Annotated in this window: 21 protein-coding genes; 12 read left to right on the top strand and 9 right to left on the bottom strand. The window is 72.0% G+C overall.

Annotation, left to right across the window (positions count from 1 at the left end; genetic code table 11):
* Nucleotides 1-103: 103 nt before the first annotated feature.
* The 6 genes from K5S26_RS17220 to ocd all read right to left on the bottom strand — a co-directional run bounded on the left by K5S26_RS17220 (nt 104) and on the right by ocd (nt 6,989).
* The gene (locus tag K5S26_RS17220; protein WP_308123050.1) at nt 104-847 is read right to left on the bottom strand and encodes a DUF3800 domain-containing protein; all 744 of its coding nucleotides are present in this window, start codon (nt 845-847) and stop codon (nt 104-106) included.
* Entirely contained in the window at nt 840-1,904 is a 1,065-nt protein-coding gene (locus K5S26_RS17215; protein WP_221860494.1) for a restriction endonuclease subunit S, read from the bottom strand. The genes K5S26_RS17220 and K5S26_RS17215 overlap by 8 nt, the downstream gene beginning before the upstream one ends.
* Nucleotides 1,905-2,159: 255 nt before the next feature.
* Nucleotides 2,160-3,680, bottom strand: coding sequence for a type I restriction-modification system subunit M (locus K5S26_RS17210; protein WP_221860493.1), 1,521 nt, complete (start codon nt 3,678-3,680; stop codon nt 2,160-2,162).
* Nucleotides 3,677-4,270 carry a restriction endonuclease subunit S domain-containing protein gene (locus K5S26_RS17205; RefSeq protein WP_221860491.1) on the bottom strand — a complete coding sequence of 198 codons (594 nt, stop codon included), beginning with the start codon at nt 4,268-4,270 and terminating at the stop codon, nt 3,677-3,679. The genes K5S26_RS17210 and K5S26_RS17205 overlap by 4 nt, the downstream gene beginning before the upstream one ends.
* Nucleotides 4,271-4,309: 39 nt before the next feature.
* Nucleotides 4,310-5,914, bottom strand: a complete 1,605-nt coding sequence (locus K5S26_RS17200) for an amidohydrolase (RefSeq protein WP_221860489.1) — start codon at nt 5,912-5,914, stop codon at nt 4,310-4,312.
* A gap of 46 nt (nt 5,915-5,960) precedes the next feature.
* Entirely contained in the window at nt 5,961-6,989 is a 1,029-nt protein-coding gene (ocd, locus tag K5S26_RS17195) for an ornithine cyclodeaminase (RefSeq protein WP_221860487.1), read from the bottom strand.
* A 97-nt stretch (nt 6,990-7,086) separates the two neighbouring features.
* Between ocd and K5S26_RS17190 the strand changes: the two genes are divergently transcribed.
* Nucleotides 7,087-7,524, top strand: a complete 438-nt coding sequence (locus K5S26_RS17190; RefSeq protein ID WP_221860485.1) for an Lrp/AsnC family transcriptional regulator — start codon at nt 7,087-7,089, stop codon at nt 7,522-7,524.
* A 104-nt stretch (nt 7,525-7,628) separates the two neighbouring features.
* Here the strand turns inward: K5S26_RS17190 and K5S26_RS19265 are convergent, their stop codons facing one another.
* Nucleotides 7,629-9,110 (bottom strand): PucR family transcriptional regulator, encoded by a 1,482-nt coding sequence (locus K5S26_RS19265; protein ID WP_221860483.1) that lies wholly within the window; start codon nt 9,108-9,110, stop codon nt 7,629-7,631.
* Between the two features lie 73 nt (nt 9,111-9,183).
* On the opposite strand from K5S26_RS19265, the gene K5S26_RS17180 reads away from it, so the two are divergent.
* From K5S26_RS17180 to K5S26_RS17155, 6 genes are read left to right on the top strand one after another with little or no spacing between them, the layout of a single operon-like run.
* The gene (locus K5S26_RS17180; protein ID WP_221860482.1) at nt 9,184-10,305 is read left to right on the top strand and encodes an S-methyl thiohydantoin desulfurase family protein; all 1,122 of its coding nucleotides are present in this window, start codon (nt 9,184-9,186) and stop codon (nt 10,303-10,305) included.
* The gene (locus tag K5S26_RS17175; RefSeq protein ID WP_246604198.1) at nt 10,302-11,906 is read left to right on the top strand and encodes a hydantoinase/oxoprolinase N-terminal domain-containing protein; all 1,605 of its coding nucleotides are present in this window, start codon (nt 10,302-10,304) and stop codon (nt 11,904-11,906) included. The genes K5S26_RS17180 and K5S26_RS17175 overlap by 4 nt, the downstream gene beginning before the upstream one ends.
* Complete coding sequence (locus K5S26_RS17170) at nt 11,903-13,513, top strand: ABC transporter substrate-binding protein (protein ID WP_221860480.1); 1,611 nt, start codon at nt 11,903-11,905, stop codon at nt 13,511-13,513. Before K5S26_RS17175 ends, K5S26_RS17170 begins: the two co-directional genes overlap by 4 nt.
* A 10-nt stretch (nt 13,514-13,523) precedes the next feature.
* On the top strand, nt 13,524-14,546 hold the full coding sequence (locus K5S26_RS17165; RefSeq protein WP_221860478.1) for an ABC transporter permease: 1,023 nt from the start codon (nt 13,524-13,526) through the stop codon (nt 14,544-14,546).
* Nucleotides 14,547-14,556: 10 nt separating this feature from the next.
* Nucleotides 14,557-16,446: a dipeptide/oligopeptide/nickel ABC transporter permease/ATP-binding protein gene (locus tag K5S26_RS17160; protein ID WP_221860476.1), complete on the top strand. Its 1,890-nt coding sequence runs from the start codon at nt 14,557-14,559 to the stop codon at nt 16,444-16,446.
* Nucleotides 16,443-17,219, top strand: coding sequence for an ABC transporter ATP-binding protein (locus K5S26_RS17155; protein ID WP_221860474.1), 777 nt, complete (start codon nt 16,443-16,445; stop codon nt 17,217-17,219). The genes K5S26_RS17160 and K5S26_RS17155 overlap by 4 nt, the downstream gene beginning before the upstream one ends.
* Nucleotides 17,220-17,238: 19 nt before the next feature.
* On the opposite strand, the gene K5S26_RS17150 is transcribed toward K5S26_RS17155, so the two are convergent.
* Complete coding sequence (locus K5S26_RS17150; protein WP_221860472.1) at nt 17,239-17,502, bottom strand: DUF1905 domain-containing protein; 264 nt, start codon at nt 17,500-17,502, stop codon at nt 17,239-17,241.
* A 165-nt stretch (nt 17,503-17,667) separates the two neighbouring features.
* Entirely contained in the window at nt 17,668-19,011 is a 1,344-nt protein-coding gene (locus K5S26_RS17145) for an MFS transporter (protein WP_221860471.1), read from the bottom strand.
* Between the two features lie 193 nt (nt 19,012-19,204).
* Between K5S26_RS17145 and K5S26_RS17140 the strand changes: the two genes are divergently transcribed.
* The 5 genes from K5S26_RS17140 to K5S26_RS17120 all read left to right on the top strand — a co-directional run bounded on the left by K5S26_RS17140 (nt 19,205) and on the right by K5S26_RS17120 (nt 25,669).
* On the top strand, nt 19,205-21,124 hold the full coding sequence (locus tag K5S26_RS17140) for a helix-turn-helix domain-containing protein (RefSeq protein ID WP_221860469.1): 1,920 nt from the start codon (nt 19,205-19,207) through the stop codon (nt 21,122-21,124).
* Between the two features lie 130 nt (nt 21,125-21,254).
* On the top strand, nt 21,255-22,526 hold the full coding sequence (locus tag K5S26_RS17135; protein WP_221860467.1) for a hydroxymethylglutaryl-CoA reductase, degradative: 1,272 nt from the start codon (nt 21,255-21,257) through the stop codon (nt 22,524-22,526).
* Nucleotides 22,523-23,506, top strand: coding sequence for a hydroxymethylglutaryl-CoA lyase (locus K5S26_RS17130; protein ID WP_221860465.1), 984 nt, complete (start codon nt 22,523-22,525; stop codon nt 23,504-23,506). Before K5S26_RS17135 ends, K5S26_RS17130 begins: the two co-directional genes overlap by 4 nt.
* A 31-nt stretch (nt 23,507-23,537) precedes the next feature.
* Nucleotides 23,538-24,788 (top strand): CaiB/BaiF CoA transferase family protein, encoded by a 1,251-nt coding sequence (locus tag K5S26_RS17125; protein WP_221860463.1) that lies wholly within the window; start codon nt 23,538-23,540, stop codon nt 24,786-24,788.
* Nucleotides 24,789-24,796: 8 nt separating this feature from the next.
* A complete protein-coding gene (locus K5S26_RS17120) occupies nt 24,797-25,669 on the top strand; it encodes an FAS1-like dehydratase domain-containing protein (RefSeq protein WP_221860461.1) in 873 nt (290 codons plus the stop codon).
* Nucleotides 25,670-25,697 lie beyond the last annotated feature (28 nt).

Raw genomic sequence — 25,697 nt, 5'->3', positions numbered from 1 at the left:
CCGGTGTCGCCGGCCCGACGTACACTGGAATCGGATTGGGAATGCCCGGTCGGCAACGGGACCTGAGGAACGCCTCGGGTCCTTTTGCTTTGCCCCGCCGACATCAGGGGAACACCTTCTGGTATCGGATCTTCGGCCGGATCAGGTCGTAGGCGCGATTGCCCTGGCCGGGCCTGACGGTGCGCAGTGCGATGGGGCGGGCCGTGAGGTCGGCGAGCTGGAGTCCTGTGGAGTTCGCGTCCTTCTTCGTGAAGATCGACTCGAAACGGATCTGAGAGAAGTCCATCGCTCGGTAGCCCCAGCGGACCTCGTTGTTGCAGATCCGCGAGAACTCCGCCTCAAGCTCTCGGTCTTCGCTCTTGCCGCGACTCTCGAAGATCACGTGCACGCGACGTCCCTGCTGATCGCGCTCGATGAGGAAGGAGAGAAGCCGCTCCATGCAGAACAGCAGCGCGATTTCATAGGGGCTCATTGGTGCTGAGTACCTGGCCACGTGCCGCCGCTTGTCGATGACTGCTGCGATGATGTCGAACCGCGCACCGGAGAGCAGAGGATTCAGCCGCTCGAAGAATGCCTCCCGCGTCTCCGCATTGAGCAGGATGTTGAACGGGCCGGAACTCTTGCGGATATCGGCCTCGTGCATGATCACGGCGTCGTGGCCCCAGAAATCGAACTTGAACGTCTCCATCGCGGGGATCACCTGCTGCGCGTAGTCAGCCTTCCGAAACACGCAGAACGTCAGAGCGAAGACGGGGAATCCGGCGTCGATGGAGACGAGGCTGTGGTCGCCGCTCTCATCGACGTAGACGACGTAGTCGGAGAACCCGAGGCCGTGCGGGTCAGTCACCGCTCGGCTCCTCGTCGAGCGGCACGCGGACATCGCCGCTGAGCAGCTTCTGCATCAGCCCGCGCTTCTGCGTGCGCAGCAGCTCGAGCTCACGGCCGAGCAAGGTGAGCTCTTCGCGAACGGCATCCAGCGCGGTCGCGATGGCGCGCTGACGTTCGAGGTCGGGTAGATGGACGCGGATCGCCGCGAGCTCGGCGTAGTAGGTGCGCGTCCGGACGCTTCCCGACGCGCCGGCGTTGACATCGTGGCGCCAGCGGCGCGTCTTCAGGACGTGATCCAGGTAAGCGGGGATCAGCCGCGTCTCCTCGCAGGCGAACAACACGTAGTCGGGGCTGACCAGCACCTCGGCGTCGAGCCGCGACATGGCGATCGAGCCGATGTTGATGCGCATCGGGTTGTAGGCGAAAGCCCGTGGGGGGAGCACCAGGTAACGCGAAACGTCGATCGAGACCGCCTGTCCCCGCATCATGGAGATGCCGGAGGTGTTCGAGACGCCTCTGACCGCCGTGCGGTCGAGTCTCCCGGCATTGCGTTCCGTGAGTTCGCGCGTCACGTCGCCGAGTCGTGCATGGGCGCCGTTCGCCGATCCGGCCAGCCGTTCCGCCGCCGCGTCATAGCGCTTCTGCGTGCGCGAGAGGAGCAGCCGCACGCGTTCGATTGCGTCGTCCCAGGCGCGCAGGATCTCGGCGATCCTCCGCTGCTCCGTCAGGGGCGGGAGGGGGACGGGGAACTTCTTCAACTGTGACGAGTTGATGCTTGCGAGATTGGTGCTCTGCTTTGACGCCCCGACGAAATACCGGCGCCCATGCGGCGACGCGGCGAGAGCAGCCAAGAACTCGGGCAGCAGGACACGCGGGTCCGGCCGCACGGCGAAGACGTGGTTCTGATGCAGGCACGGGTCGATCGACCCGTCCCAGACGCAACCGCGCCCGAGCTTGTCGAAGTCCCCGCCCTCCGTGAACAACACATCACCGGGCCGCAGGCCGTACCGAGAAGCCTCGACATCGTCAGCGAGGACGGAACGGACGTCAGTGGAATCGACGTATCCGTCTTTCACGTTCGCTACCCGAAGGTAAGGGACCTCCTTGGCGCCCGGCCTGGGGACGCGCCCGATCTGGATCCCGCTTTGCACAGCCGCAATATCTCCAAGCCGCGCGGTGGGCCATCGTGATCCGTTCACTCGGCGCCCTTTCCCGGGACGTCGGTGCCGACGGCGTAATGGCCGTGCACGGGCTGAACTGTCCGGAATCTCCGGATAGTTGCCGCCCCGATGCGAACTGTCAAGGAGTCCTTGACGGTTGCCCCGCCCGGTTCAGCCATCGATCCCCAGCTCCTTCAGGTAGCCGGCCATGCGGGTGCGCACCTCGGCGAGCTCCGCCTCGACGGCGTCGATCTCGCGCTGCACCGCGGCGATGTCGACCTCGGGCTCGGGCTCGAACGTGTCGACGTAGCGTGGGATGTTGAGGTTGTAGTCGTTGCCCGCGATCTCCTCGGGCGTCGCGCGATGCGCGTAGCGCTCGACCTCGGCGCGTTCGCGGTACGTCTCCACGATCTTCGCGATGTGCGCATCGTCCAGCAGGTTCTGCGACTTGGCGGGCGTGAACTCGCGGCTCGCGTCGATGAACAGCACGTCGTCGCGTTCCGCGTTCGCGCCGCCCTCCTCGCGAGAGCGGTCGAAGACGAGGATCACGACCGGGATGCCGGTGGTGGTGAACAGGTTCGCGGGCAGCCCGACCACCGCGTCGAGTAGGTTCTCGTCGATGAGCGCCTTGCGGATGCGCCCCTCCGCCCCTCCGCGGAACAGCACCCCGTGCGGCACGATCACCGCGACGCGCCCCGTCTCGCGCTTGGCGACCTCGACCATGTGCGTGATGAAGGCGTAGTCGCCCTTGCTCTTCGGGGGCACGCCCCGCCAGAACCGCCGGAACGGATCGGTCTCGGCCAACTCGGCGCCCCACTTGTCGAGCGAGAAGGGCGGGTTGGCGACGACGACGTCGTACTGCCGCAGCCGGTCGTTCTCGAGCAGCGTCGGCGCCGTGAGCGTGTTGCCCCACTCGATCGTCGCCGCGTCGTTCGCGTGCATGAACATGTTCATGCGGGCGAGCGCCCAGGTGGCGCCGTTGACCTCCTGCCCGAACAGCCGGTAGTTGTTCGAGCCGACCTCGGCCGCGGCCTGGACCAGGAGCGAGCCCGAACCGCACGTCGGGTCGAAGATCGTGTCGCCGGGGCGGGGGGCTGCAAGCTTGGCGAGCAGGGTCGATACCGAGCCGGGCGTATAGAACTCGCCGGCTTTCTTCCCTGCGTCCGAGGCGAATCGCGAGATCAGGTAGATGTAGGCCTCGCCGATGATGTCGTCGCCGACGCGCGACGGGCGGAGGTCTAGGTCGGCCTTGTGGAAGTCCTCGAGCAGGTGCGTGAGCCGCCGGTTGCGCTCTCGCGTCTGACCCAGGTTCGCCTCCGAGTTGAAGTCGATGTTGCGGAAGACGCCGTCGAGCTTGGCTTTGTTCGCCTCCTCGATGGCCTCCAGCGCGACATTGATGAGCTCACCGATGTTGTCGGCCTTGCGCTGACGGTACAGGTCGTAGAAGCTGGCGCCTGCCGGCAGGGGGAAGCGTTCTCGCTGCAAGCGCGTCGTGATCTTGCGCTCGTCGCCGTGGAACTGCTGCTCGTACTGATCGCGGTGGTCGTTCCAGATGTCGGAGATGTACTTCAGGAACAGCATCACGAGGATGTAGTCCTTGTACTGCGTGGCGTCGATGACTCCCCGGAACGTGTCGCACGCGGCCCACGCGGCCTGGTTGATGCGCTGCTGGGTGACGGTGTCGGCGGTCATGCGTCGGTGTTCCTGTCGGTGAGGGGGTCGGTGGCGCGCGCGTGCTGCACGAGATGAGCCGTGACGAGGTCGTGCCGCAGCGTCGCAAGACGGTCGGTGAGCGCACGTTCGCGGAGGGCGAGGGATCCCGCGGCGGCGGTCGCGCGTTGCGTCGCGAGCGGAGGGGGATCGAACGGCAGCGCCAGCAGCACGTTCTTGGTGATCATCTGGACACCCGTGCCCATCGCCTCCGCGGCGAAGTAGCGCTGTGCCACCGGCCCGTTGATCCACCAGCACAGATAGCTGGGATCGACCTCGGTGGCTGTGCGCAGCACGAACAGCGGGGCGACGGCGACCAGGGGCTCGCTCAGGGCATCGGCGCACCAGGCGTTCCAGTACGGCCCGCGTGAGCGGAAGACTACATCGCCGTCGCGGACGACGTGCTGCGGCGAGACGAGATCGGCTCCGATGCGGACGGTCGCACCTGGCGCGTACCCGCCGCCTCGTGCGACGTCCCCGAGCAGGAGCGCGCGCACCCCGAGGCCCTCTCCGGGAGCAGGCCGCTCACGCAACGAGATGCCGGTGCGCACCGACACCCACTGCTGCAACATGGTTCTGACCATACGCGCAGTACGTGCGTACCGCAATAGTCATGGTGAGGCTGGTGCTCGGCGCGTCCAGACGCGCTCGCCGGCGATCCAGGTCTCGAGCACCCCGGTCTCGCCGATCCGCTCGGAGGGCACCGTGAACACGTCCTGGTCGAGCACCGCGAAGCTGCCCTCGCACCCCACGTCGATGCGTCCCAGCCGGCCGACGTCGGTGAGGGCGGCGGCGCGGTCGGTGTAGAGCAGCATCGCCTGCGCGACGGACACCGCCGCGCCCTGCCCGATGTCCGCCCCGTTGTAGGCGCGGCGGCGCACGGCCGCCTCGACCGACACGAACACGTTGTCGGCCTCTCCCCAGGCCGTGGCCGGGCAGTCGGACGACAGCGCGAGCGCCGGGAGCTCCTCGTACAGCGAGCGGATCGGGTAGGCCTGGTCGCGCAGCTCGGGCCGCAGGTTGCGCTCGTAGCCGTCGTACTCGGCGTACAGGAAGACCGTGTGCGTCGCGATGCCGAAGGCCATCCGCGCCGTGCGGAGGCGCTCGATGGTCTCGGCGGACAGCAGCGTGGCGTGCTCGATGCGGATCGAGGGCGTGCCGTGGAGCCACGGCTCCTGGTCCGCGAACAGCTCGATCACCTGGCGGATCGCACGGTCGCCCATGGCGTGCACCGCGAGCTGCACGCCGTTGCGTCGCGCCCACGCGCCCGCGGACAGGGCGTCCTCGTCGCTCAGCGTGCGCAGCCCGTGGTCGTCGTCCGAGCCGGGGTAGGGGTGGCACACCCAGGCGGTGCGGTTGGAGTACGCGCCGTCCATGATCACCTTCAGCCCGGCCGCGCGCGATCGCCCGGTGCGGTCGTCGTCGGTGAGGTCGGCGGGCGGGTCGGCCGGGTCCCAGCCGTAGAACAGCGATGCGCGCGGCATCGGCGCGCCGTCCTCGGCCGCACGGTAGGCGTCCAGCGGCTCGGGGATGCGGGTGGCCAGCAGATCGCACACCCCGACGATGCCGCGGGAGAGCAGACGCTCGCCGACCTGGCGCAGCTGCGCGACGCGCTCCTCCGGCGCGGCGTCGGGGATGTGCGAGGCGACGGCCTGCGTGGCGGAGATCTCCGTGAGCACGCCGTCCGGGCGCCCGTCGGCGTCGCGCTCGAAGCGGCCGCCGGCGGGGTCGGGCGTGTCGGCGGTGAGCCCGGCGATCTCGAGCGCGCGCGAGTTGCACGCGGCCGAGTGCCGGTCGCAGCGCCACACGATCACCGGCTGCGTCGTCGACACCTCGTCGAGGTCGCGGGCGGTCGGGGCGCGTCCCTCGGGGTACTTCGTCTCGTCGTAGCCGTTCCCGACGATCCAGGCGTCCGGCCCCGCACCGACCGCGGCATGGGTGCGCAGGGCCTCGATCAGCTGCGGCAGCGACGTGACGGCCGGGGGCAGGCAGTCGACCGCGTCGATCGTTGTCGTCATGAGGGCCGGGTGCACGTGCATGTCGAGCAGGCCCGGCACGACCGTCCGCCCGCCGAGGCGGTGCGCGTCGGCGGTGTCCACCTCGGACGCGTCGCCCAGCCAGTCGACGACGCCGTCGGTCACGCGGAAGGCGGTGACGAAGTCGTCCTCGCCCCGTCCGGTGAAGACCTTCGCGTCGGTGAAGACCTGCGATGCCATGTGGTGCCCTTTCGTCTCGGAATCCGCGTGCCGGCCGCCTGCGCGGTCATCCGACCGGCACGAGCGAGTCGCACATGCCGAACAGGTCCTTCGGGTCCTCCGGCTCGGCGACGAGGTCGATGTCCTCGACGAACGGCGTCCCGGCGACCGCATCGCGAACATAGCGCAGCGCGGAGACGTCCTCGATCGCGAAGCCGACCGAGTCGAACAGCGTGATCTGCTCGGTCGACGTGCGTCCCGCGGCGCGTCCGGTCAGCACCTCCCACAGCTCGGTGACGGGGAACTCGGGGTCGCGGGCCTGGATCTCGCCCTCGATGCGCGTCTGCGGCGTGTACTCGACGAACACGCTCGAGCGGTCGAGGATGGTCGGCTCGAGCTCGGTCTTGCCGGGGCAGTCGCCGCCGATCGCGTTCAGGTGCATGCCCGGCGCGACATCCGCATCGCGCAGGACCGTCGCGAGCGCCTTGTCCGCCGTGCAGGTGGTGACGACGTCAGCGCCCTCGCACGCCTCCGCGGCATCGCCGGCCACCGTGATCCGGAAGCCGAGCGGCGTGAGGTTGCGGACGAACTTGGCGATGGCATCGGGGTCGATGTCGTAGACGGAGAGCTCCTCGATGCCGAGGGCGCCGCGCATCGCGAGCGCCTGGAACTCCGACTGGCTGCCCGCGCCGATCAGCGCCATGCGCGTCGAGTCGGGACGGGCGAGGGTGCGCGCCGCGAGCGCGGAGGTGGCGGCGGTGCGCAGCGCCGTCAGCACGGTCATCTCGGCGACGAACGTCGGGTAGCCGTTGTGCACGTCGGCGAGCACCCCGAAGGCGGTGACCGTCTGGTAGCCGCGCGCCGGGTTCGACGGATGCCCGTTGACGTACTTGAACCCGTAGGTCTCGCGGTCGCTGGTCGGCATCAGCTCGATCACGCCGAACGGCGTGTGGTTAGCGATGCGCGGGGTCTTGTCGAACTGCTCCCACCGGGCGAAGTCGTCCGCGACGTAGTCGACCAGGCCCGCGATCACGCGCTCCGGTCCGCTCCGCGCCAGCCAGCGCACCATGTTCTTCACACCAACGAAAGCCGTCATTCCTCTCACGTTATGAGTGGGCGATATGCGCAGACAATCATCCTCATGCCCATGTTGTGTCGTCTGACTGAGCACTTAGCTCTATGATTGTGAGCACATGGACAGAATCAAGCTCGACGAACTGGATCGCGCGCTGCTCTCGGCGCTGCGCGCCGACGGCCGCGCGCCGGTCGCGGTGCTCGCCCGCGAGCTGCAGGTGACGCGCGCCACGGTCACCAGCCGGATCGACCGCCTCGTGTCGTCCGGGGTCATCGTGGGCTTCACCGTGCGCGTGCGCGACGAGGTGGATCCGCTGGAGATCCGGGCGATCTCGCTCATCGAGGTCGAGGGGCGCGACACCGACACCGTGATCCGGCGCCTGCGCGGGCTGACGGAGATCACGGCGCTGCACTCGACCAACGGCGGCTGGGACCTGGTCGCCGAGCTGCGCGCGGCCTCCCTCGGCGACTTCGACCGCGTGCTCGGCCGGATCCGCTCGATCGACGGCGTCGTCAACAGCGAGACGAGCCTGCTGCTGAGCTCCGTGCTGCGCTGAGGCGAGGCGCCGCCCTCGACGCCCGCGAGTTCCATTCGGCACTCACAGACCGGGCGTGAGTGCCATATGGCACTCACAGGCCGCCCGCGAGTGCCGGATGGCACTCAGCGGCGGGTGGAGAGCAGGCGGACGCGGCAGGCCAGCTCGACGGCGAAGCGGTGGTCGGGGTCGGACAGGTCGAGCTGCAGCGCCTGCTCGGCGCGGCGCACGCGGTAGTTGACGGCGTTGGGATGCAGGTTCAGCACCTCGGCGGCCCGTGCCAGCGAGTTGCGGTTCGCGAGGTAGGCCTGCAGCGTGCGCACGGCGACGTCCGCCCGCTCGGGCCCGAGCGCGTCGAGCGGCGCGAGCACGTCGTCGAGCAGCTTGCGGCTGAGCGGCGAGGCGTAGAAGTCGAGGAGCACGCGGCGCAGGCCGGTCACGTCCGTGGCGGCGATCGATCCGCTGCGCCCGCCCGCGATCGCGGTCTCCACCGTGATGCGCGCCTCGGCGGCGGACTGCCGCAAGCCCGATGCGCCGAGCTGCGGGGTGCCGAGCCCTAGCGTGCACACCCACTCCTGGCCGCCGAGCTCCGACACGTGATGGATGAGCTGGCCGCCGACCTCGCGCAGGCGGCGCTGGTGGTCGCCGGCCCCGAGCGGCTCGGAGGACACGACGACGAGGTCGTCGTGCATCGACGCGAAGTGCCACAGCTCGCTGCGCGGCTCGACGAGCTGCAGGGCGAACAGCTCGAGCGCCGCCGACATCGTGCGCGGCGGACGCTGTGCCGGGTCGTCCCGGTGCGTCACCCGCAGCCAGCCGACCGCGTGCGAGAGCTGCAGCGGCAGGCCGAGCCGCGCGGCGTCGGCGGCGAAGGCGTCGACCCGCGACGAGTCGGCGAGGATCAGCTCGACGATCAGGTCGGCGCGGGACTGGGTCGGCGCGAACCGCTCGCTCAGGTCGCGCTGCATGGCGCGCGACACGAGCGAGGCGATCACCGGCACGGCGAGGGCGACGGCGGCGTCCGTGCCCTCCGCACGCAGCCGTCCCACCGGGGTCTCGCCGACGCACACCGCATCCGGGTCGGTCCATCGCGTTCCCGCTCCCGGCTCGATCGACAGCGTCAGGCCGAGCGCCTCCGACGCCTCGGCGAGGATCCGCTCGGCGTCGTGCCCCTGCTCGGCGACGGCCCCCGCGCGGTCGATCGCGTACTCGGCACGGGCGAGCGCTCCGACCGCGTCGCCGCGGACGATCCGGTCGATGCCCATCGCGATGTCGGGCGGAGATCCGGTGGTGCAGGTCAGCACGCGCATGCCCGCCCGCTCGGCCAGGGCCCGCGCGGTCTCGGCCAGGACCAGCTCTCCGATGAACACCAGGCCGCTGAAGCCGCGGGCGATCGCCTGCCGGATCGCGACGTCCACCTGGTACGGCGAGGGGGCGTTGCCCTCCCGCGTCGTCGCGAGCACGAGGCTGCCGGGCGCGGCCGAGAGCGCGTCGATCGGCGAGATGACGACGCGCTGCACGGCGGGGCCGACGTACGGGCCCGCGCGCAGGGTCAGGCCGAGGTGCTTGGCGGCGTCGAGAAGCTCGCGCAGATCGGATTGGGGCACCAGCACAGTATGCACAGAGACAGTGTGTTGGTGGAACATTGAGGCCCTTCGGGTGCCTCTCTAATCTCAAGGCATGCCTCACGAAGCACCACCCTCCGCCCCGTCGGCCGCGCGACGGACGGCGGCCGCGGTCACGCCCGACGACGTGCCGGCCCTCGCCGCCGGCGCCGCGATCTTCGGCACGGGCGGCGGCGGGGCCGTGCACACCGTCCGGCTCGCGACCCGGCACGCGCTCGACGAGCACGGGCCGGTGCCGCTGCTGACGGTCGCCGACCTCGGCGAGGACGACCTCGTGATCTCCATGTCGGGTGTCGGCGCCCCCTTCGCCGGCATCGAGATGCTGCCCGCCGACCACCAGCCCCTGACGCTGCGCGACGAGATCGAGGAGCTCGCCGGGCGGCCGGTGACGGCGGTGATGGCCACCGAGATCGGCGGCAGCAACGGCGTCGGCCCCGCCGCCTGGGCGGCGCGGCTCGGCATCGCCCTGCTCGACGCCGACACGATGGGCCGGGCCTTCCCCGAGGCCACCATGACGTCCACCAACGTCGCCGGCGTGCCGCGCGGTCCCATCGTGATGAGCGACGTCGTCGGCAACGTCTCCGTGCTCCGCACCGTCGACAGCGCCTGGCTCGAGCGGCACGTGCGCGCCAACGTCGTCGCCAGCGGCGCGATCGCGCTCGGCGCCAGCTTCATCGCCGCGGGCGACGTGCCGGGCGCCGTCATCGAGGGGTCCGTCAGCCGCGCGATCGCCGTCGGACGCCGGCTGCTCGGCTCCGCGTCGCCCGTAGAGGACCTCGCCGACGAGCTCGACGGCGACGTGCTCGTGAGCGGCAAGGTCATCGACGTCGAGCGCCGCAACGAGGGCGGCTTCACCCGCGGCTCGGCGACGATCGCCGGCGTCGGCCCCGACCGCGACCGGCTGGTGCGGGTGGAGATCCAGAACGAGAACCTCGTGGTGCTCGAGGACGGCCAGGTGCTGGTCAGCGTGCCCGACCTGATCACCATCGTCGACAGCGAGACGGGCGAGGCGATATCCACCGAGCTGCTGCGGTTCGGCCAGCGCGTGTCCGTGCTCGCGTGGGCGTGCGACCCCCTGTGGCGCACGCCGCGCGGCCTCGAGCTGACCGGCCCCCGCGCGTTCGGCTACGAGATCGACTACGCGCCGTTCGGCGCCGTGAAGGAGACGGTCCGATGACCGGCGTCCGCGACCTGTCCGTCGGCATCGACGTGGGCGGCACCAACACCGACGCCGTCGTGCTCGACGCCGACCGCCGGGTGATCGCCTGGACGAAGCAGCCGACGACGGCCGACGTGACGGGCGGCATCCGCGCGAGCCTCGTCGCGGTGCTCGCCGAGCTCGGCGACGACCGCCACCGGGTGTCGCGCATCATGCTCGGCACGACCCACGCCACCAACGCGATCGTGCGCCGCCGGGACCTGTCGCGCGTCGCGGTGCTGCGGTTCGGCGCCCCCGCGTCGACCGCGTACCCGCCCCTGGTGGGCTGGCCGCAGACCCTGCGCGAGGCGGCGCTGGCCGGATCGGCGATCCTCGCCGGCGGCCACCTCGTGGACGGGTATCCGATCGCCCGCCTCGACCCCGACGCGATCCGCCGGCACCTCGACGGCCTCGACGGCATCGAGGCCGTGGCGATCTCGAGCATCTTCAGCCCCTCCTTCCCCGAGCAGGAGCTGGAGGCGGAGGCGATCGTCCACGCCCACCTCGGCGTCGACGTGCCCGTCTCGCTGAGCCACGACATCGGCGAGCTCGGCCTGCTGGAGCGCGAGAACGCGACGGTGCTGAACGCCTCGCTGCACGGCGTCGCCCGCGACGTCACGCGCGCCCTGCTGACGGCGGTCGACGAGGAGGGCCTCGACGCCGAGACGTACTTCGCCCAGAACGACGGCACGCTCATGGCGGTCGAGTACGCCGCCCGCTACCCGGTGCTGACGATCGGCTCTGGGCCCGCGAACTCGATCCGGGGAGCCGCGGCGCTGTCGGGCCTCGAGGGCGCCATCGTCGTCGACGTGGGCGGCACCACCAGCGACCTCGGCGTGCTGGTCGACGGCTTCCCCCGCGAGTCGACCATGCCGCGCGAGATCGGCGGCGTCCGCACCAACTTCCGCATGCCGGACGTGCTGAGCATCGGCATCGGCGGCGGCACGATCGTCGACCCGGTCGCGGGCGAGCCGATCGCCGACTCCGTCGGGTACCGGCTCGGCACCGAGGCCCTGCTGTTCGGCGGGTCGACGGCGACGCTGACGGACGCGGCGGTCGCGGCGGGCGAGCTCGAGATCCCCGGACGCTCGCTGCCCCCGCTCGACCCCGCCACCCGGCGCGGGCTGCTCGCCGCGCTCGACGTGGCGCACGAGCGCATCGAGGCCGCGGTGGAGCGGATGTCGCTCGGGCGCGGCGGGCTGCCGCTCGTCGTGGTCGGCGGCGGCGGGTTCCTCGTGCCGGACGACCTGCCCGGCGTGAGCGCCGTGCACCGCCCCGGGCAGGCCGGCGTCGCGAACGCCGTCGGCGCCGCCATCGCGCTGGCGGGCGGACGCGCCGACCAGCTGGCGGACCTCGCCGACCGGGGTGCGGCGATCGAGGCCGCCTCCGCGGCGGCCATCGACAAGGCGATCCAGGCGGGGGCGGATCCGCTGCACGTCGACGTCGTCGACGTGCAGGAGACCCCCGTGTCCTACACGACCAAGCCGGCGCTGCGCGTGTCGGTCAAGGCGGCCGGTCCTCTCGCGAGCATCGGCCGGGCTCCATCACTGCATCACCAACCCGAAAGAGAGACATCATGATCACTCGCAGGAAGGCGGTGACGGCGACGGCCCTGGGCGTCATGGGCGCCCTCGTGCTCACCGCGTGCAGCGGCGGCTCGTCGGACGGCGACGGCTCGGACGGATCCGGCAACGAGGCCGGGCTCGTCACGGGCGGCACCTTCCGTCACGCGGTGTTCCCCGAGGTCGGCAGCGTCATCCCGATGAGCGCGAACCAGCCGCAGGAGATCCAGGTCATCACCTACTCGTACGAGTCGCTCATCTACACCGACGAGACGGGCGAGGAGACCCCCTGGCTCGCCGAGTCGTGGGAGGTCGGCGACGACGGCACCTCGGTGACGTTCGAGCTGCGCGACGACGTCACGTTCCAGGACGGCACGCCGTTCGACGCGGAGGCCGCCGCGGCGAGCATCAACTACCACACCGACCCCGACAACGTCTCGGTCCTCTCGGACGTGCTGCCCGCCGGGCTGCAGGCCAGCGGCAGCGGCACCACGCTCGAGGTCACCGCGGAGGCGACCGATCCGTTCCTCGCGACCATCATCGGAGACATCTGGATGGTCGCCCCGGCGGGCCTGGAGGACCCGTCGAGCCTGGAGCAGGCGTCCAACGGCACCGGCCTCTACGCGCTCACCGGCGTGCAGGCCGACCGCTACGTGTTCGAGACCCGCGACGACTACACGTGGGGCCCGGGAGGCCTCACGTCCGACAGCGAGGGCATCCCGGACGGGCTCGAGGTCAGCGTCGTCACCGACGCATCGACCCGTGCGAACCTGCTGCTCTCGGGCGAGCTGAACGCGGCCGCGGTCGAGGGCCCCGACCAGGACCGCCTCGACGCCTCCGGCTACGAGTTCGCCGGCACGATCAACCCGATCGGCCAGATGCTCTTCAACGAGCGCGAGGACCGCCCCACCCACGACCCGCTGGTCCGCGAGGCGCTCATCCTCGGCTACGGACACGACGACGTGGCGGAGGTCGTCTCGGGCGGACGTCCCGTCGAGCTGACCTCGTGGATCACGGACGCACCGTTCACGTGCTTCAGCGAGGAGCCCGTCTGGGAGCGGCCCGAGGCCGACCCGGAGCGCGCGGCGGAGCTGCTCGACGAGGCGGGCTGGACCGCCGGCGCCGACGGGGCGCGCGAGAAGGACGGCGAGCCGCTCGAGATCAACTTCATCTACGACGCCGCGTCGACGTCGCACGCATCGGCCGCCGAGCTGGTCGCGCAGGACTGGGAGGAGCTGGGCATCACGACGAACCTCATCGCGATGGACGGCGCCGCCTGGTCGGAGTACCTGTACGAGACGTTCGACTACGACACCGGCTGGATCCAGATCGGCGTCGGCAGCCCGGTGACCCAGAACCTGTTCTACGGCGGCGCCTCCCCGGAGGACGGCGGCCTGAACTTCATGGGCACGGACGACCCGGAGTACAACGAGCTCGCCGCCCAGGCGACCTCCGCGTCCGACCCCGACGAGGCGTGCGACTACTGGAAGCAGGCGGAGAAGGTCGTCGTGGAGAACTTCCACACGTTCCTCCTCACCGGCACCATCCGCCCGACCTACATGTCGAAGGCGACCTTCGAGATCACCGACTACGTCCAGCCCGTCACGATCCGGATGACCGAGTGACCCTCTGCCGATGACCACGACAACCACTCGACCGAAGGGGCCCACGACGGGGCCGCTCCTGCAGCTGCGCGAGCTGCGGGGGCGGCTCTCGCCCCGGGCCGACTTCGCCATCCGGCGTCTGGGCCGACTCGTCGTCAGCCTGCTCATCGTCGTGCTCGCGGCGTTCTTCGTCGTGCACCTCGTGCCCGGCGACCCCGTCCGCGCGGCGCTGGGGCCCACCGCGCCCGCGGCGCTGGTGGAGGCGACGCGCGCCGAGCTCGGGCTCGACAAGCCGGTGCCGCAGCAGCTGCTCGACTATCTCGGCTCGCTGCTGCAGGGAGACCTGCGCACCTCCATCCAGACCGGGCAGTCGGTCAGCTCCACGATCGCCTCGCGGTTCCCGAACACCCTGCTCCTGGCCGCCCTCGGCTTCGTCGTCGCCGTCGTCGGGGCCCTGCCCATCGGCATGGGCGCGGCGCTCATCGCGCGCACCGGCCGGGGACGCGCCGCGAACGGCGGCATCTCCGGCTTCCTCGGCGTCCTCATCGCTATCCCCGACTTCGTGCTGTCGGTCGGGCTCATCGCCGCGTTCAGCATGTGGCTGGGGATCTTCCCGCCCGCGGGATGGGGAGAGGCCCGCAACGTCGTGCTGCCGGTTCTCGGCCTCGCGCTCGGGCCCATGGCGTACCTGGCGCGGATCGTGCAGGTCGAGATGATCAAGGTGCTCGACTCCACCTACATCGCCACGGCCCGCGCCAAGCGCCTGCCGCAGCGCATCATCCTGCTGCGGCACGCGCTGCCGAACATCGTCACGGCCACCCTCACCGTCGGCGGCCTGCTGCTGTCCGGGCTCGTCGCCGGGACCGTCATCATCGAGACCGTCTTCGCGATCCCCGGGGCGGGCAACACCCTCGTCTCAGCCGTCGGCACCAAGGACTATCCGATGATCCAGGGCATGGTGCTGGTCTACGCCGGCATGGTGCTCGCCGTGAACCTCGTGGTCGATCTGATCCTCATCACCATCGACCCCCGCACCACGATCGCAGAAGGGTGAGTGACCGGACATGACGACCGCCGCCCCCCGCAGGCTCGACGCCCCCCTCGTCGCCGCGCCCCCCACGCGCCGCCGCCGCTCGCGCTGGATCAGCATCACCGGCATCACCGCCATCGTCGGCGTCGCGGTGCTGCTCACCATCGCGGTCATCGGCCCCGGCATCTGGACCGAGGCCGCGACCGTCCGCAACATCCCGGAGCGGTGGGCGACCGCCGGTGCCGAGCACCTGTTCGGCACCGACGACATCGGCCGCGACATCTTCGCCCGCGTGATGGTGGCGGCGCGCACGTCCCTGCTGCTCACGGCGGGCGCCACCGCGATGCTCATCGGCGGCGGGCTCGTCATCGGGCTCACCGCCGCCATCCTGCCCAAGCGTCCGCGACGGGCGCTGATCTGGGTCATGGACATGCTGCTGGCGTTCCCGTGGCTGCTGCTGGTGCTGTTCTTCACCGTGATCTGGGGCGCGACCGCCGTCGGCGCGATGCTCGCGATCGGCCTGGCGGGCATCCCGAACGTCACGCGTCTGGTCTACAACATGGCGTCCTCCGTGACGGAGCAGGACTACGTGCGCGCTGCGCGGGTGGTCGGCGTGGGGCCGTTCGGGATCATGGTCAAGCACGTGCTGCCGAACATCGCGAACCCGCTGCTCGTGCAGGCCGCCGCCGCGGCGAGCACCACGCTGCTCGCGTTCGCGGGCCTGTCCTTCCTCGGGCTCGGCGTGCAGGCCCCCGAGTACGACTGGGGCCGGCTGCTCGACGAGGGCCTCGGGCACCTCTACACGAACCCGATGGCGGCCATCGGCCCCGGCATCTTCGTCGTGTTCGCTGCGCTCGTGTTCACGATGATCGCCGAGACGATCGGCGACCGCCCCGGGGAGGGGCTGCGCGCCGTCGCGAAGGCGAGCCGGACGGCCGTGCTCGCTCGCCGCGCCGCCGCCGCGCCCTCGTCGGCGGATCACCGGGCCGGGGCCGAGGCTCCTCTCGCCGAGGTGCGCGGGCTGCACGTCTCGTTCCCCGACGGCGAGGGGGGCGTCGTCGAGCGGGTCCACGGCGTCGACCTGCGCGTCGAGCCGGGCGAGGTGGTCGGCATCGTCGGCGAGTCGGGGTCGGGCAAGTCGTTGACCGCCATGGCCCTGGCCGGCCTGCTGGACTCGCCGGCGATCGTCGAGGCCGACACCCGGCGCTTCGAGGACATCGACCTGGACGCGCCCCTGACAGCCGCCGCCCGCAAGCGGCTCGGCGTCGAGATCGGCGTGATCTTCCAGGACCCGCTCACCTCGCTGAACCCGGCGCTGACCATCGGCCGGCAGCTCACGGAGGTGCCGCAGGAGCACCTGGGCATGAGCAGGGTCGAGGCGCGCAAGGCGGCGGTCGAGGGCCTCGAGGCGGTCCGCATCCCGGACCCCGCCGACCGGCTGCGCGACTACCCGCACCAGTTCTCGGGCGGCATGCGCCAGCGCGCCATGATCGGCATGGCGCTCACCGGCAGGCCGCGCCTGATCATCGCCGACGAGCCGACCACGGCGCTCGACGTCACCGTCCAGCGGCAGGTGCTGGCCGTGCTGCAGCGCGCGCAGCGGGCCACCGGCGCGGGCATCGTGTTCATCTCGCACGACATCGCCCTGGTCTCCGGCTTCTGCGACCGCGTGGTCGTCATGAAGGACGGCCGCATCGTCGAGGAGCTGGACGCCGAGCACATCAAGGAGCAGGCGACCCACCCCTACACCCAGGGGCTCATCGCCTGTCTGCCGAACATGCGGTCCGACCGGACGCAGCCGCTGCCGGTGATCTCGGAGGACCTGCTGGACGAGGGGGCGCCGGCGACCGGCGACCGCCGCCAGGACGATGCCGGGGCGCCGGACGCGCTGGCCGATCAGCACCCCGCGGAGGCGACACGATGAACGCGCTGGAGATCCACGACCTGCGGGTCAGGTACCGCCACCGCGAGGTCGTCTCCGGGGTGTCGATCGACGTGCCGGCGGGACGCACCGTCGGCCTCGTCGGCGAGTCCGGATCGGGCAAGTCCACGATCGCCAACGCCGCGGTCGGGCTCGCGCCCGTGCACGCGGGCGACATCCGCGTGCACGGCGTCAGCGCGCTCGGGCGCAGCCGCGAGGCGACGACCGCGCGGCGGCGCATCCAGCTGGTGTTCCAGGACCCGTTCTCGGCGCTCGACCCGCGCATGCCGATCGGGGAGTCGATCGCCGAGGGGCTCATCGCCACGGGCAGGGCGTTCTCGCGGGCGGAGCGGGCCGACCGCGTCGCAGAGCTCCTGCTGCAGGTCGGCCTCGAACCGGGCAGGGCGGGCGAGCTGCCGCGGTCGTTCTCGGGCGGGCAGCGTCAGCGCATCACCATCGCCCGCGCGCTGGCGGGCGACCCGGAGATCCTCATCGCCGACGAGGTGACGAGCGCGCTCGACGTGTCGGTGCAGTCGACCGTGCTCAACCTGCTGCGCGACCTGCAGCAGCGGCTCGGACTGTCGATGCTGTTCATCTCGCACAACCTCGCGGTCGTCCGATACATCAGCGACGAGATCGTCGTGATGCGCCACGGCCGCGTGGTCGAGGCAGGCGAGACGGACGCGCTGCTGGAGGCCCCCGCCGACCCCTACACCCGCGAACTGCTCGACGCCGTGCCGGTGCTCGGCCGGCGGCTCGACCTCGACCGCGTCTGACCGCGGAGGCGCCGGCCGGTCAGCGGTCGGGGTCGGCGACCAGCTCGACCTCGATCTCGTCGCCGGCGCCGCGGCCGGTGCTCTTGCGCGTCTCGGCGTTGAACGACACCAGGTAGCGCCCGCCCATGACGCCGATCGTGGTCTTGTACGTGTAGTCGCCGTCGATCGTGACGATGACGGGGACGCGCTTGCCGCGGTCGAAGCCGAGGACGACCTCCTCCGGGACGACGATGCCGACGTTGTTGCCACCGGTCGCCTCGAGGACGGTGCGGAAGACGGTCATACGATCTCCTCGTGGGAAGCCGATACGGTCGGCGTGGGGCAGAGGGGCCCCTCTGCCGCGACCATAAGCAGGTCCTCGTCGGTCGTCAAGGTCATCCCCACTCGTGTCCCACTTTCGGCCCTTGAGCCTCGTGCTTCGGGGCCGAAAGTGGGACACGGTCTGCCGCTACGCGCTCGCCGCGGGAACGGCAGCGGCGGGCGCCTCGGCCTCGTCGCGCAGCGTCTCGGGCAGGAACGCGATGCCGATCAGGCCGATCACGCTGAGCACGACGAGGTAGCCGGCCACCAGCCACGGCGTGCCGCCGCCCGCCTGCACCAGCCACGTCGCGATGAACGGCGCGGTGCCGCCCACGAGCGCCGCCGGGATCTCGCGGCAGATCGCGATGCCGGTCCAGCGCGTGGACGTCGTGAACACCTCCGCCAGCGTCGCCGCCGAGACGCCGATCGTCGCTCCCTGCACGACCGCGAGCCCCAGCACGAGGCCGAGCCCGACGAGCAGCGACGACTCGGTGAGGAACAGCAGGAACATCGGGAAGGCGAACGCGATGCCGAACACCGCGGCGAAGATCAGGACGGGCTTGCGCCCGATCCGGTCGGCGATGCGGCCCGAGAACAGCGTGGCCGGGATGGTGAGCAGCTCGGCGGCGATCAGCCCGATGAGCGCGTGGGTCGGGTCGACCGTGAGCGTCTGGGTCGTGTAGTTGATGGCGAACGTCTGCACGATGTACACCCACGGCAGCGCGAACACGAACAGGGCCATGCCGGGCAGCAGCACCCGCCAGTGGGTGCGGACGGCCTGCGCCAGCGGGGCGCGCGCGACGGTGCCGGCGCTCTCCGCGGCCTCGAACGCCGCGGTCTCCTTCACGCGCAGGCGGAAGTAGAGCGCGAACAGCACGATCACGACGCTGGCGATGAACGGGATCCGCCAGCCGAACGCGATGAACGCCTCGTCGGACATCGAGGCGCGCAGGATGGCGAACGCGCCCGTCGCGATCGCCATGCCGACGTAGACGGCCGCTCCGGGGAAGCCGGCGGTGAACGCGCGGCCGCGGGTGCCCGCCGACTCGCTCGCCATGGTCATGGCGCCGGCGAACTCGGCGCCCGCCCCCGCGCCCTGGAACAGGCGCAGCACGACCAGCAGCGCGGGCGCCCACAGGCCGATGGCCTCGGCGGTGGGCAGCACGCCGATCACCGTCGTCGCCGTGCCCATCATGAGGAGGGTGACCAGCAGCGTGCTCTTGCGGCCCATCCTGTCGCCGAAGTGCGCGAACACGAGGCCGCCGACCGGTCGGGCCGCGAACCCGACGGCGAACGTCGCGAACGAGCCGAGCATGCCCGCGATGCCCGAGTCGCCGAAGAACAGCGGGGCGAAGACCAGCGCGCTCGCGAGGCCGTAGAGGGTGAAGTCGTACCACTCGATGACGGTGCCGACGCTGCTGCCGATCACGGCTCGGCGCCGCTGATCGCGGGAGTCCAGGCCGCTGCGGTCGATGTCGATGGCGGATGCCATGGGCAACACTCCTTCGTGTCGGTGGGGCGGCGCCCGGGGGAGGGCGCGCGGCGTCGGCGCGAACGGCGCCCCGGCCACGCTAGTTCGGCGCCGGAGCGAGAGGTGATGTGTCCGCGCCACATGATCGTGGCGGTTTGATGAGCGTGCGCCACATGCCCCATCCTGGACACTGACGTCGAGGGAGACAGGAACCATGAGCGAGGACGCCCGCCGTGCGGTGACCGTGGTGCTGGACGCCGTCGCCGCGGACGCAGAGCCGGGAGTCGGCGACGTGATGGCGGCGCTCGGCGAGCTGGGCGTCTCCGGCGCGGGCGCCGAGGCGCTCGCCGACCACGTCTTCCGGCTGCGGGCGGATGCCGCCCGCCTTCGGCGCCGGGAGCGGGAGCTCGCCGAGCTGTACTCGAGCGCGCGCGAGCTGGCGGAGATCCGCGACGCGAGCGCGGTGCTCGAGCGACTGGTGCAGCGCGCGCACGAGATGCTCGGCGGCGACCTCACGTACCTGTCGGAGTTCGACAGCGCCAACAGCGAGCTGCGGGTGCGCACCACCGCCGGCTCGGTCAGCGCGCTGTTCAAGTCGCTGCGGGTCCCGCCCGGACGCGGGCTCGCGAGCGTCGTCGTCGAGACCCGCACGCCGCAGTGGGCGACGCGCTACGACGAGTACCGCTCCGACCGACACGAGCGCGGCATCGACGACGCCGTGGCCGCCGAGGGGATCGTGTCGCTGCTGGGAGTGCCCATGCTCAGCGACGACGACGTGCTCGGCGTGCTCTTCATCGCCTATCGCGACGACCACGACTTCACGCCCGACGAGGTCGCGCTGCTGTCGGCGCTCGCCGACCATGCCTCGGTCGTGCTGCAGACGGCGGGGATGCTCCGCACGCTCCAGTCGTCGGAGGACGAGACGCGCGCCGCGCTCGCGACGCTCCGCGACCACCTCGCCGACCGCGACCGCGCCAGCGTCGTCCACCGCGAGCTCGTGCAGGCGGTGCTCGCCGGGGGCGGCTACGCGCCCGTCGTCGAGACGCTGGCCACCGCGCTCGAGCGGGCCGTCGCGATCCTCGACGAGCGGAACCTGCTGGTCGCGGCCGCTGGGCTGCCGCTCTCGGCGTCGATGTCGGAGCCCGGGGATGCGGTGCGGGAGGCCATCGAGCGCAGCCGCCGGTCGGCGCGCTGCGTGACCGTCGGCGCCGATCCGGGCGTCGCGGGGGTCGCGGCGCTCACCGCCGGCCCCCGGCACTTCGGCGCCATCGTGCTCGGCCCGGGGCGGGAGCTCGGCGCGGTCGACCTGCGCACCGTGGAGAGGGCGGCGCAGGTCGGCGCCCTCCTCGCCCTGCAGCAGGAGGCGGTGGCCGACACCGAGCGGCGGATGCGGACCGAGCTGGTCGTCGACCTGCTGGACGACGTGCCCGAACGGCGCGCCGACGTCGCACGGCGCGCGCGCCGCATGGGCATCGCGGTCGACGGCCTCGAGACCCTGCTGCTGTTCGCGGTGGACGGGGAGCAGCGGGCCGCCGCGGCACGCGCCCTGGCGGGCGGTCTGGGCGACGACGCGCTGGCGGGGGAGTACCGCGGGTACGTCATCGCGCTGACGTCCGGAAGCGGTGTCGATCCGGCGCCGCTGCGCGAGCGGCTGGCGCAGGCGACGGGAGGCGCGGTGCTCGCCGTGAGCGCCGACCGTCGCGCGGCGGGCCTCGGCGCGGCGTTCGTCGAGGCGATGCGCACGGCGCGCCTGCTCGCCGCCCTCGGGGCCCACGACCGGGTCGCGACGGCGCGCGAGTACCTGCCCTACTCGGCCGTGCTCGACGCCGACCGCGACGGCGTCGACGGCTTCCTCGACGACCTCATCGGGCCGGTGCGGCGCTACGACGCCGAGCGCGGCACCGACCTGCTCGGCACCCTGCGGGCCTTCGTGCGGAGCGGCGCGAGCCCGACGCGCACCGCGCGGGCGCTGCGCTTCCACGCGAACACCATCCTGCAGCGGCTCGAGCGGCTCGACGTCGTGCTCGGATCCGACTGGCGCGACGACGAGCGGCTGTTCCGACTCGGCCTCGCGGTCAGGCTCGACGAGCTGCGCGAGGGCCTCTCGCGGCCGGCCGCCGACTCGCACGGGTGATCTCCCCATAGGCGAGCTCCCGTCATGGGTCGATCGCACATATCGGCGACCGGAGCCGGCTTCCTAGGGTGACGGGAGGGCTCACGTGACGATCGCGTGCGGCCACCCACGAACTGCTCGAGGAGGATCAGTGGCGGTCAACAGTCGTCTGTCCGGATTGCGCGACCGGGAGCCCGCGGAGCGGCGCCGCCTCGTGGCGGAGAGCGCGGGGGTGGACGGCGACGTTCTCTCGCCGCTGGACCCCGAGGCGGGCCTCACCGTGGCGCAGGCCGACCACCTGGTCGAGAACGTCGTGGGCGTGATCGGGATCCCGGTCGGCGTCGCGACGAACTTCACGGTCGACGGCCGCGACTACCTCGTGCCGATGGCCACCGAGGAGCCGAGCGTCGTGGCGGCGGCGTCGAACGCCGCACGCATGGCGCGCGGCCACGGCGGCTTCCGCACGTCGACCACGGGAACCGTGATGATCGCGCAGATCCAGGTGGTCGACGCGGTCGACCCCGACGGCGCGCGAGCCCGCATCCTCGAGGCCCGCGACGAGCTGCTCGAGCTCGCGAACGCGCAGGACCCGCTGCTCGTGAGCCTCGGCGGCGGCGCGATCGACGTGTCGGTGCGCGTGCTGCCGACCGGCACGGGCGCGCACGTCGTGACCCACCTGCACGTCGACGTGCGCGACGCGATGGGCGCCAACGCCGTCAACACGATGGCGGAGGCCCTCGCCCCGCGCGTCTCGGAGATCTCCGGCGGCCGCGCCCTGCTGCGCATCCTCAGCAACAAGGCCGACCTGCGCCTGATCCGGGCTCGCGCCGTGTTCGACAGGGAGATGCTGGGCGGCGAGGAGGTCGTGCGGGACATCGTCCACGCGTCCGCCTTCGCGACGGCCGACCCCTACCGGGCCGCGACCCACAACAAGGGCATCATGAACGGCATCACGGCCGTCGTGCTCGCGACCGGCAACGACACCCGCGCGGTCGAGTCGGGCGCCCACTCGCACGCCGTGCGCGAGGGACGCTACTCGGCGCTCTCGCGGTACGAGGTCGGCGCCGACGGGAACCTCGTCGGCACGCTCGAGCTGCCGCTGGCCGTGGGACTCGTGGGCGGCGCGACGCGCGCCCACCCCACCGCCCAGGCCGCGGTGCGCCTGCTCGGCGTGCAGACCGCGGCCGAGCTCGCCGCCGTGGTCGCATCCGTCGGCCTGGCGCAGAACCTCGCCGCGCTGCGCGCCCTGTCGGCCGAGGGCATCCAGCGCGGTCACATGACCCTGCATGCCCGCACGATCGCGGCGTCGGCCGGAGCGACCGCCGAGGAGATCGGCCAGGTCGCGCAGCGCATCGTCGCCGACGGGCGCATCCGGATCGAGCACGCGCAGGCCGTGCTGGAGGAGCTGAGGTCGGGCCGATGACCGACCTCCCCGAGACCGCGTCGGCTCAGCCTGCGAGCTGGCACCCGGCACCCCAGCCCGTGCGCGACCCCTCGCTGCCCGCCCGGGTGCGCGTCTACGAGGTCGGCCCCCGCGACGGGCTGCAGGCCGAGCCGGAGATCCTCCCCGCGCCGGTCAAGGCCGAGTTCTGCCGCCGGCTGCTGGCCGCCGGCGTCCCGGCGCTCGAGGTCACGAGCTTCGTGCCCCCGCGCTGGATCCCCCAGCTCGCCGACGCCGAAGAGGTGGTCGCCGCGGTCGGCGACGCACCCGGCCGGAGGCTGGTGTCGCTCGTGCCGAACCTGCGCGGGCTCGACCGTGCGCTCGCGGCGGGGGTGACCGAGGTCGCCGTCGTGGTGAGCGCGACCGAGAGCTTCGCGCGCGCCAACCTCAACAACACCGTGCGCGGCGCGATCGACACCGCCGCGTCGGTGGCGGCCGCCGCGGCCGACGCCGGCGTGCGCGTGCGCGGGTACGTCTCGATGTCGTTCGGCGACCCGTGGGAAGGCCCCGTGCCCCACGAGCGCGTCGCGGGCATCGCCGCCGAGCTCGCGGGCGCCGGGGCAGCGACGGTCGCCCTCGGCGACACGATCGGCACGGCCACGCCCGCGCACGTCGAGCGGGTGGTCGGGCTCACGGCCGACGCCGGCGTGGCGCGCGACGCCCTCGCCCTGCACCTGCACGACACCTACGGCCAGGCGCTCGGCAACGTGCAGGCCGGCCTGCGGGCCGGCATCGTCGAGTTCGACGCGTCGACGGGAGGGCTCGGCCGGTGCCCCTACGCGAAGGGCGCCACCGGCAACCTGGCGACGGAGGACCTCGTCTGGCTGCTGCACGGCCTCGGCATCGACACCGGCATCGACCTGGAGCAGCTGGTGCGCACGACGCAGTGGATGACGGCCCGCCTCGGGCGCCCCCTGCCCTCGCGCGTCGCCGCCGCCCTCACGGCCGCCGGCGTCGCCTGACAGGATCATCGAGACGAACCAGGAGCACCACATGTCAGGACATCCCCTTCCCGCAGAGCACGCCCTTCTCGCCCAGCAGGCCGGATCCCTCGGCGGAGTCGTCGTGCTCGACCTCTCCCGGGTGCTCGCCGGCCCGTACGCGGCGCAGTTCCTGGCCGACCTCGGCGCGACCGTGGTGAAGATCGAGAACCCCGCCGACCCGGACGTGTCCCGCGGCTTCCCGCCGTATCTGCGGAACGGCGACGAGGAGTTCAGCGGCTACTACGCGCAGTACAACCGCGGCAAGCTCGGCCTCGCCCTCGACCTGCGCAGCGACGACGGCAAGGCCGTGCTGAAGGACCTGGTGGCGCAGGCCGACATCCTGGTCGAGAACTTCCGGCCGGGCACGATGGACAAGCTCGGCCTCGGCTACGACGTGCTGCGCGAGATCAACCCGCGCCTCGTCTACACCGCGATCTCCGGCTACGGCCAGACCGGCTCGCGCAGCCGCCGTCCCGCCTTCGACAACACCGCCCAGGCGGCCGGCGGGCTGTGGTCGATGAACGGCTACGCGGACCAGCCTCCGGTGCGGGTGGGCGTGACGATCGGCGACCTGTCGGCGACGCTGTTCGGGGTGATCGGGACGCTCGCCGCGCTGCGGCACGCCGAGCGCACCGGCGAGGGGCAGCTGGTCGACGTCGCCCAGGTCGACAGCATCATGGCGATGACCGAGACCGCGGTGGTCGAGTACACCGTCGACGGCAAGGTCGCCTCGCCGTCCGGCAACGAGCACGCGTGGGTGCGGCCGTACGAGCTGTTCCCGTGCGCCGACGGGCAGGTGTTCTTCGGCGGCTACACCGACAAGCTGTGGCGAGCGAGCTGCGAGCTGTTCGGCACGCCCGAGGTCGCGGCCGATCCGGAGATCGACACCATGCGCAAGCGGTTCGATCCCGAGACGTACGCGCGGCGGGTGAAGCCCCTGATCCTGGAGTGGTTCGCCGATCGCACCCGGGTCGAGCTCGAGGAGCTCGCGGGCGATGTGATCCCGCTCACCGCGGTGCGCGACATCGGCGAGGTGGTCGACGACCCCGGGACCGCCGAGCGCGACATGGTGGTCGAGGCCGACTACGGGGAGTTCGGCACGCTGCGCATGTTCGGCCAGCCCATCAAGCTGTCGGCGACGCCCGCCGACCCGGCGCGCGTCGCCAATCGGATGGGCGAGCACGCCGACGTGGTGCTGGCGGGCATCGCCGGATACGACGACGAGCGGATCGCCGCGCTGCGCGCGGCGGGCGTGATCTGAGGGCGCGCATGAGCGTGACGCGCGTGCAGCGGCTCGACGCCTTCCCGGCGGAGGCCTACCGGGGCACGTTCTCCCCGAACGATCCGGCCTTCGCCGGAGGCTCTCCGCAGGATCCGGCCTTCGCCGGGGGCTCTCCGAACGATCCGGCCTTCGCCGGGGGTGAGCTGCCGCCCGGGTGGGAGGGGGTGTACTTCCCCTACGACGCCGCGCTGGCCGACCTGCGCGAGGACGGCTCGCCCGCCCGCGACGGCGTGCTGCCCGAGTTCGACCTGCCCCGCCGGATGTACGCGGGGGAGGACGCCGTCTACCACCGGGCGCTGCGCCTGGGCGACGTGGTCGAGCAGACCGTCCGCGCCGGGGCGGTCGTCGAGAAGGACGGCCGCAGCGGGCGGCTGGTGTTCGCCGACGTCGTGCGGGAGTACCGCGTCGACGGCGAGCTCGCGATCGAGAGCGTGTGGCACGACGTGTTCCTCGGCGCGGGTGGCGGCGGATCCGCGCGGCCGGTGCCCGCGGAGATCCCCGGGGGTGCCTGGTCGGAGGACGCGGTGCTGGACGAGCGTCAGCTGTTCCGCTTCTCGGCCCTCACGTTCAACACCCATCGCGTGCACTACGACCTGGCGTGGGCGCACGACGCCGAGGGGCTCGACGGGCTGCTCGTGCACGGGCCGCTCATCCGCATCCTGCTGCTCGACGCCGTGCGGCGCCACGAGGGTGGGGACGGCGCGATCGCCGGCTTCCGCTTCCGTGCGCGGGCGCCGTTCCTCGTCGGCACGCGGGCGACCGTGCACGGGGTGCGCGACGGCGACGCCACGACGGTCTCCCTGGTCGACGCCGACGGCGCGCTGCTCGCGCAGGGCGACGTCGCCTGGCGCGCCTCCTGAGCCGCAGCCGTCGCGCGAGGCCCGTGGC

This window comes from Microbacterium marinilacus (genome assembly GCF_019753765.1).
In the GTDB taxonomy this organism is placed as follows: domain Bacteria; phylum Actinomycetota; class Actinomycetes; order Actinomycetales; family Microbacteriaceae; genus Microbacterium; species Microbacterium marinilacus.
This window is presented reverse-complemented; position numbering and strand designations above follow the sequence as displayed.

What these genes read in the sequence shown, in the direction of transcription:
- K5S26_RS17210 (WP_221860493.1), bottom strand. Translation starts at nt 3,680, where the DNA reads ATGACCGCCGACACCGTCACCCAGCAGCGCATCAACCAGGCCGCGTGG.
- K5S26_RS17200 (WP_221860489.1), bottom strand. Translation starts at nt 5,914, where the DNA reads ATGGCATCGCAGGTCTTCACCGACGCGAAGGTCTTCACCGGACGGGGC.
- K5S26_RS17175 (WP_246604198.1), top strand. Translation starts at nt 10,302, where the DNA reads ATGACCGGCGTCCGCGACCTGTCCGTCGGCATCGACGTGGGCGGCACC.
- K5S26_RS17125 (WP_221860463.1), top strand. Translation starts at nt 23,538, where the DNA reads ATGTCAGGACATCCCCTTCCCGCAGAGCACGCCCTTCTCGCCCAGCAG.
- K5S26_RS17155 (WP_221860474.1), top strand. Translation starts at nt 16,443, where the DNA reads ATGAACGCGCTGGAGATCCACGACCTGCGGGTCAGGTACCGCCACCGC.
- K5S26_RS17145 (WP_221860471.1), bottom strand. Translation starts at nt 19,011, where the DNA reads ATGGCATCCGCCATCGACATCGACCGCAGCGGCCTGGACTCCCGCGAT.
- K5S26_RS17140 (WP_221860469.1), top strand. Translation starts at nt 19,205, where the DNA reads ATGAGCGAGGACGCCCGCCGTGCGGTGACCGTGGTGCTGGACGCCGTC.
- K5S26_RS17190 (WP_221860485.1), top strand. Translation starts at nt 7,087, where the DNA reads ATGGACAGAATCAAGCTCGACGAACTGGATCGCGCGCTGCTCTCGGCG.
- K5S26_RS17120 (WP_221860461.1), top strand. Translation starts at nt 24,797, where the DNA reads ATGAGCGTGACGCGCGTGCAGCGGCTCGACGCCTTCCCGGCGGAGGCC.
- K5S26_RS17130 (WP_221860465.1), top strand. Translation starts at nt 22,523, where the DNA reads ATGACCGACCTCCCCGAGACCGCGTCGGCTCAGCCTGCGAGCTGGCAC.
- K5S26_RS17150 (WP_221860472.1), bottom strand. Translation starts at nt 17,502, where the DNA reads ATGACCGTCTTCCGCACCGTCCTCGAGGCGACCGGTGGCAACAACGTC.
- ocd (WP_221860487.1), bottom strand. Translation starts at nt 6,989, where the DNA reads ATGACGGCTTTCGTTGGTGTGAAGAACATGGTGCGCTGGCTGGCGCGG.
- K5S26_RS17160 (WP_221860476.1), top strand. Translation starts at nt 14,557, where the DNA reads ATGACGACCGCCGCCCCCCGCAGGCTCGACGCCCCCCTCGTCGCCGCG.
- K5S26_RS17205 (WP_221860491.1), bottom strand. Translation starts at nt 4,270, where the DNA reads ATGTTGCAGCAGTGGGTGTCGGTGCGCACCGGCATCTCGTTGCGTGAG.
- K5S26_RS17180 (WP_221860482.1), top strand. Translation starts at nt 9,184, where the DNA reads ATGCCTCACGAAGCACCACCCTCCGCCCCGTCGGCCGCGCGACGGACG.
- K5S26_RS17165 (WP_221860478.1), top strand. Translation starts at nt 13,524, where the DNA reads ATGACCACGACAACCACTCGACCGAAGGGGCCCACGACGGGGCCGCTC.
- K5S26_RS17170 (WP_221860480.1), top strand. Translation starts at nt 11,903, where the DNA reads ATGATCACTCGCAGGAAGGCGGTGACGGCGACGGCCCTGGGCGTCATG.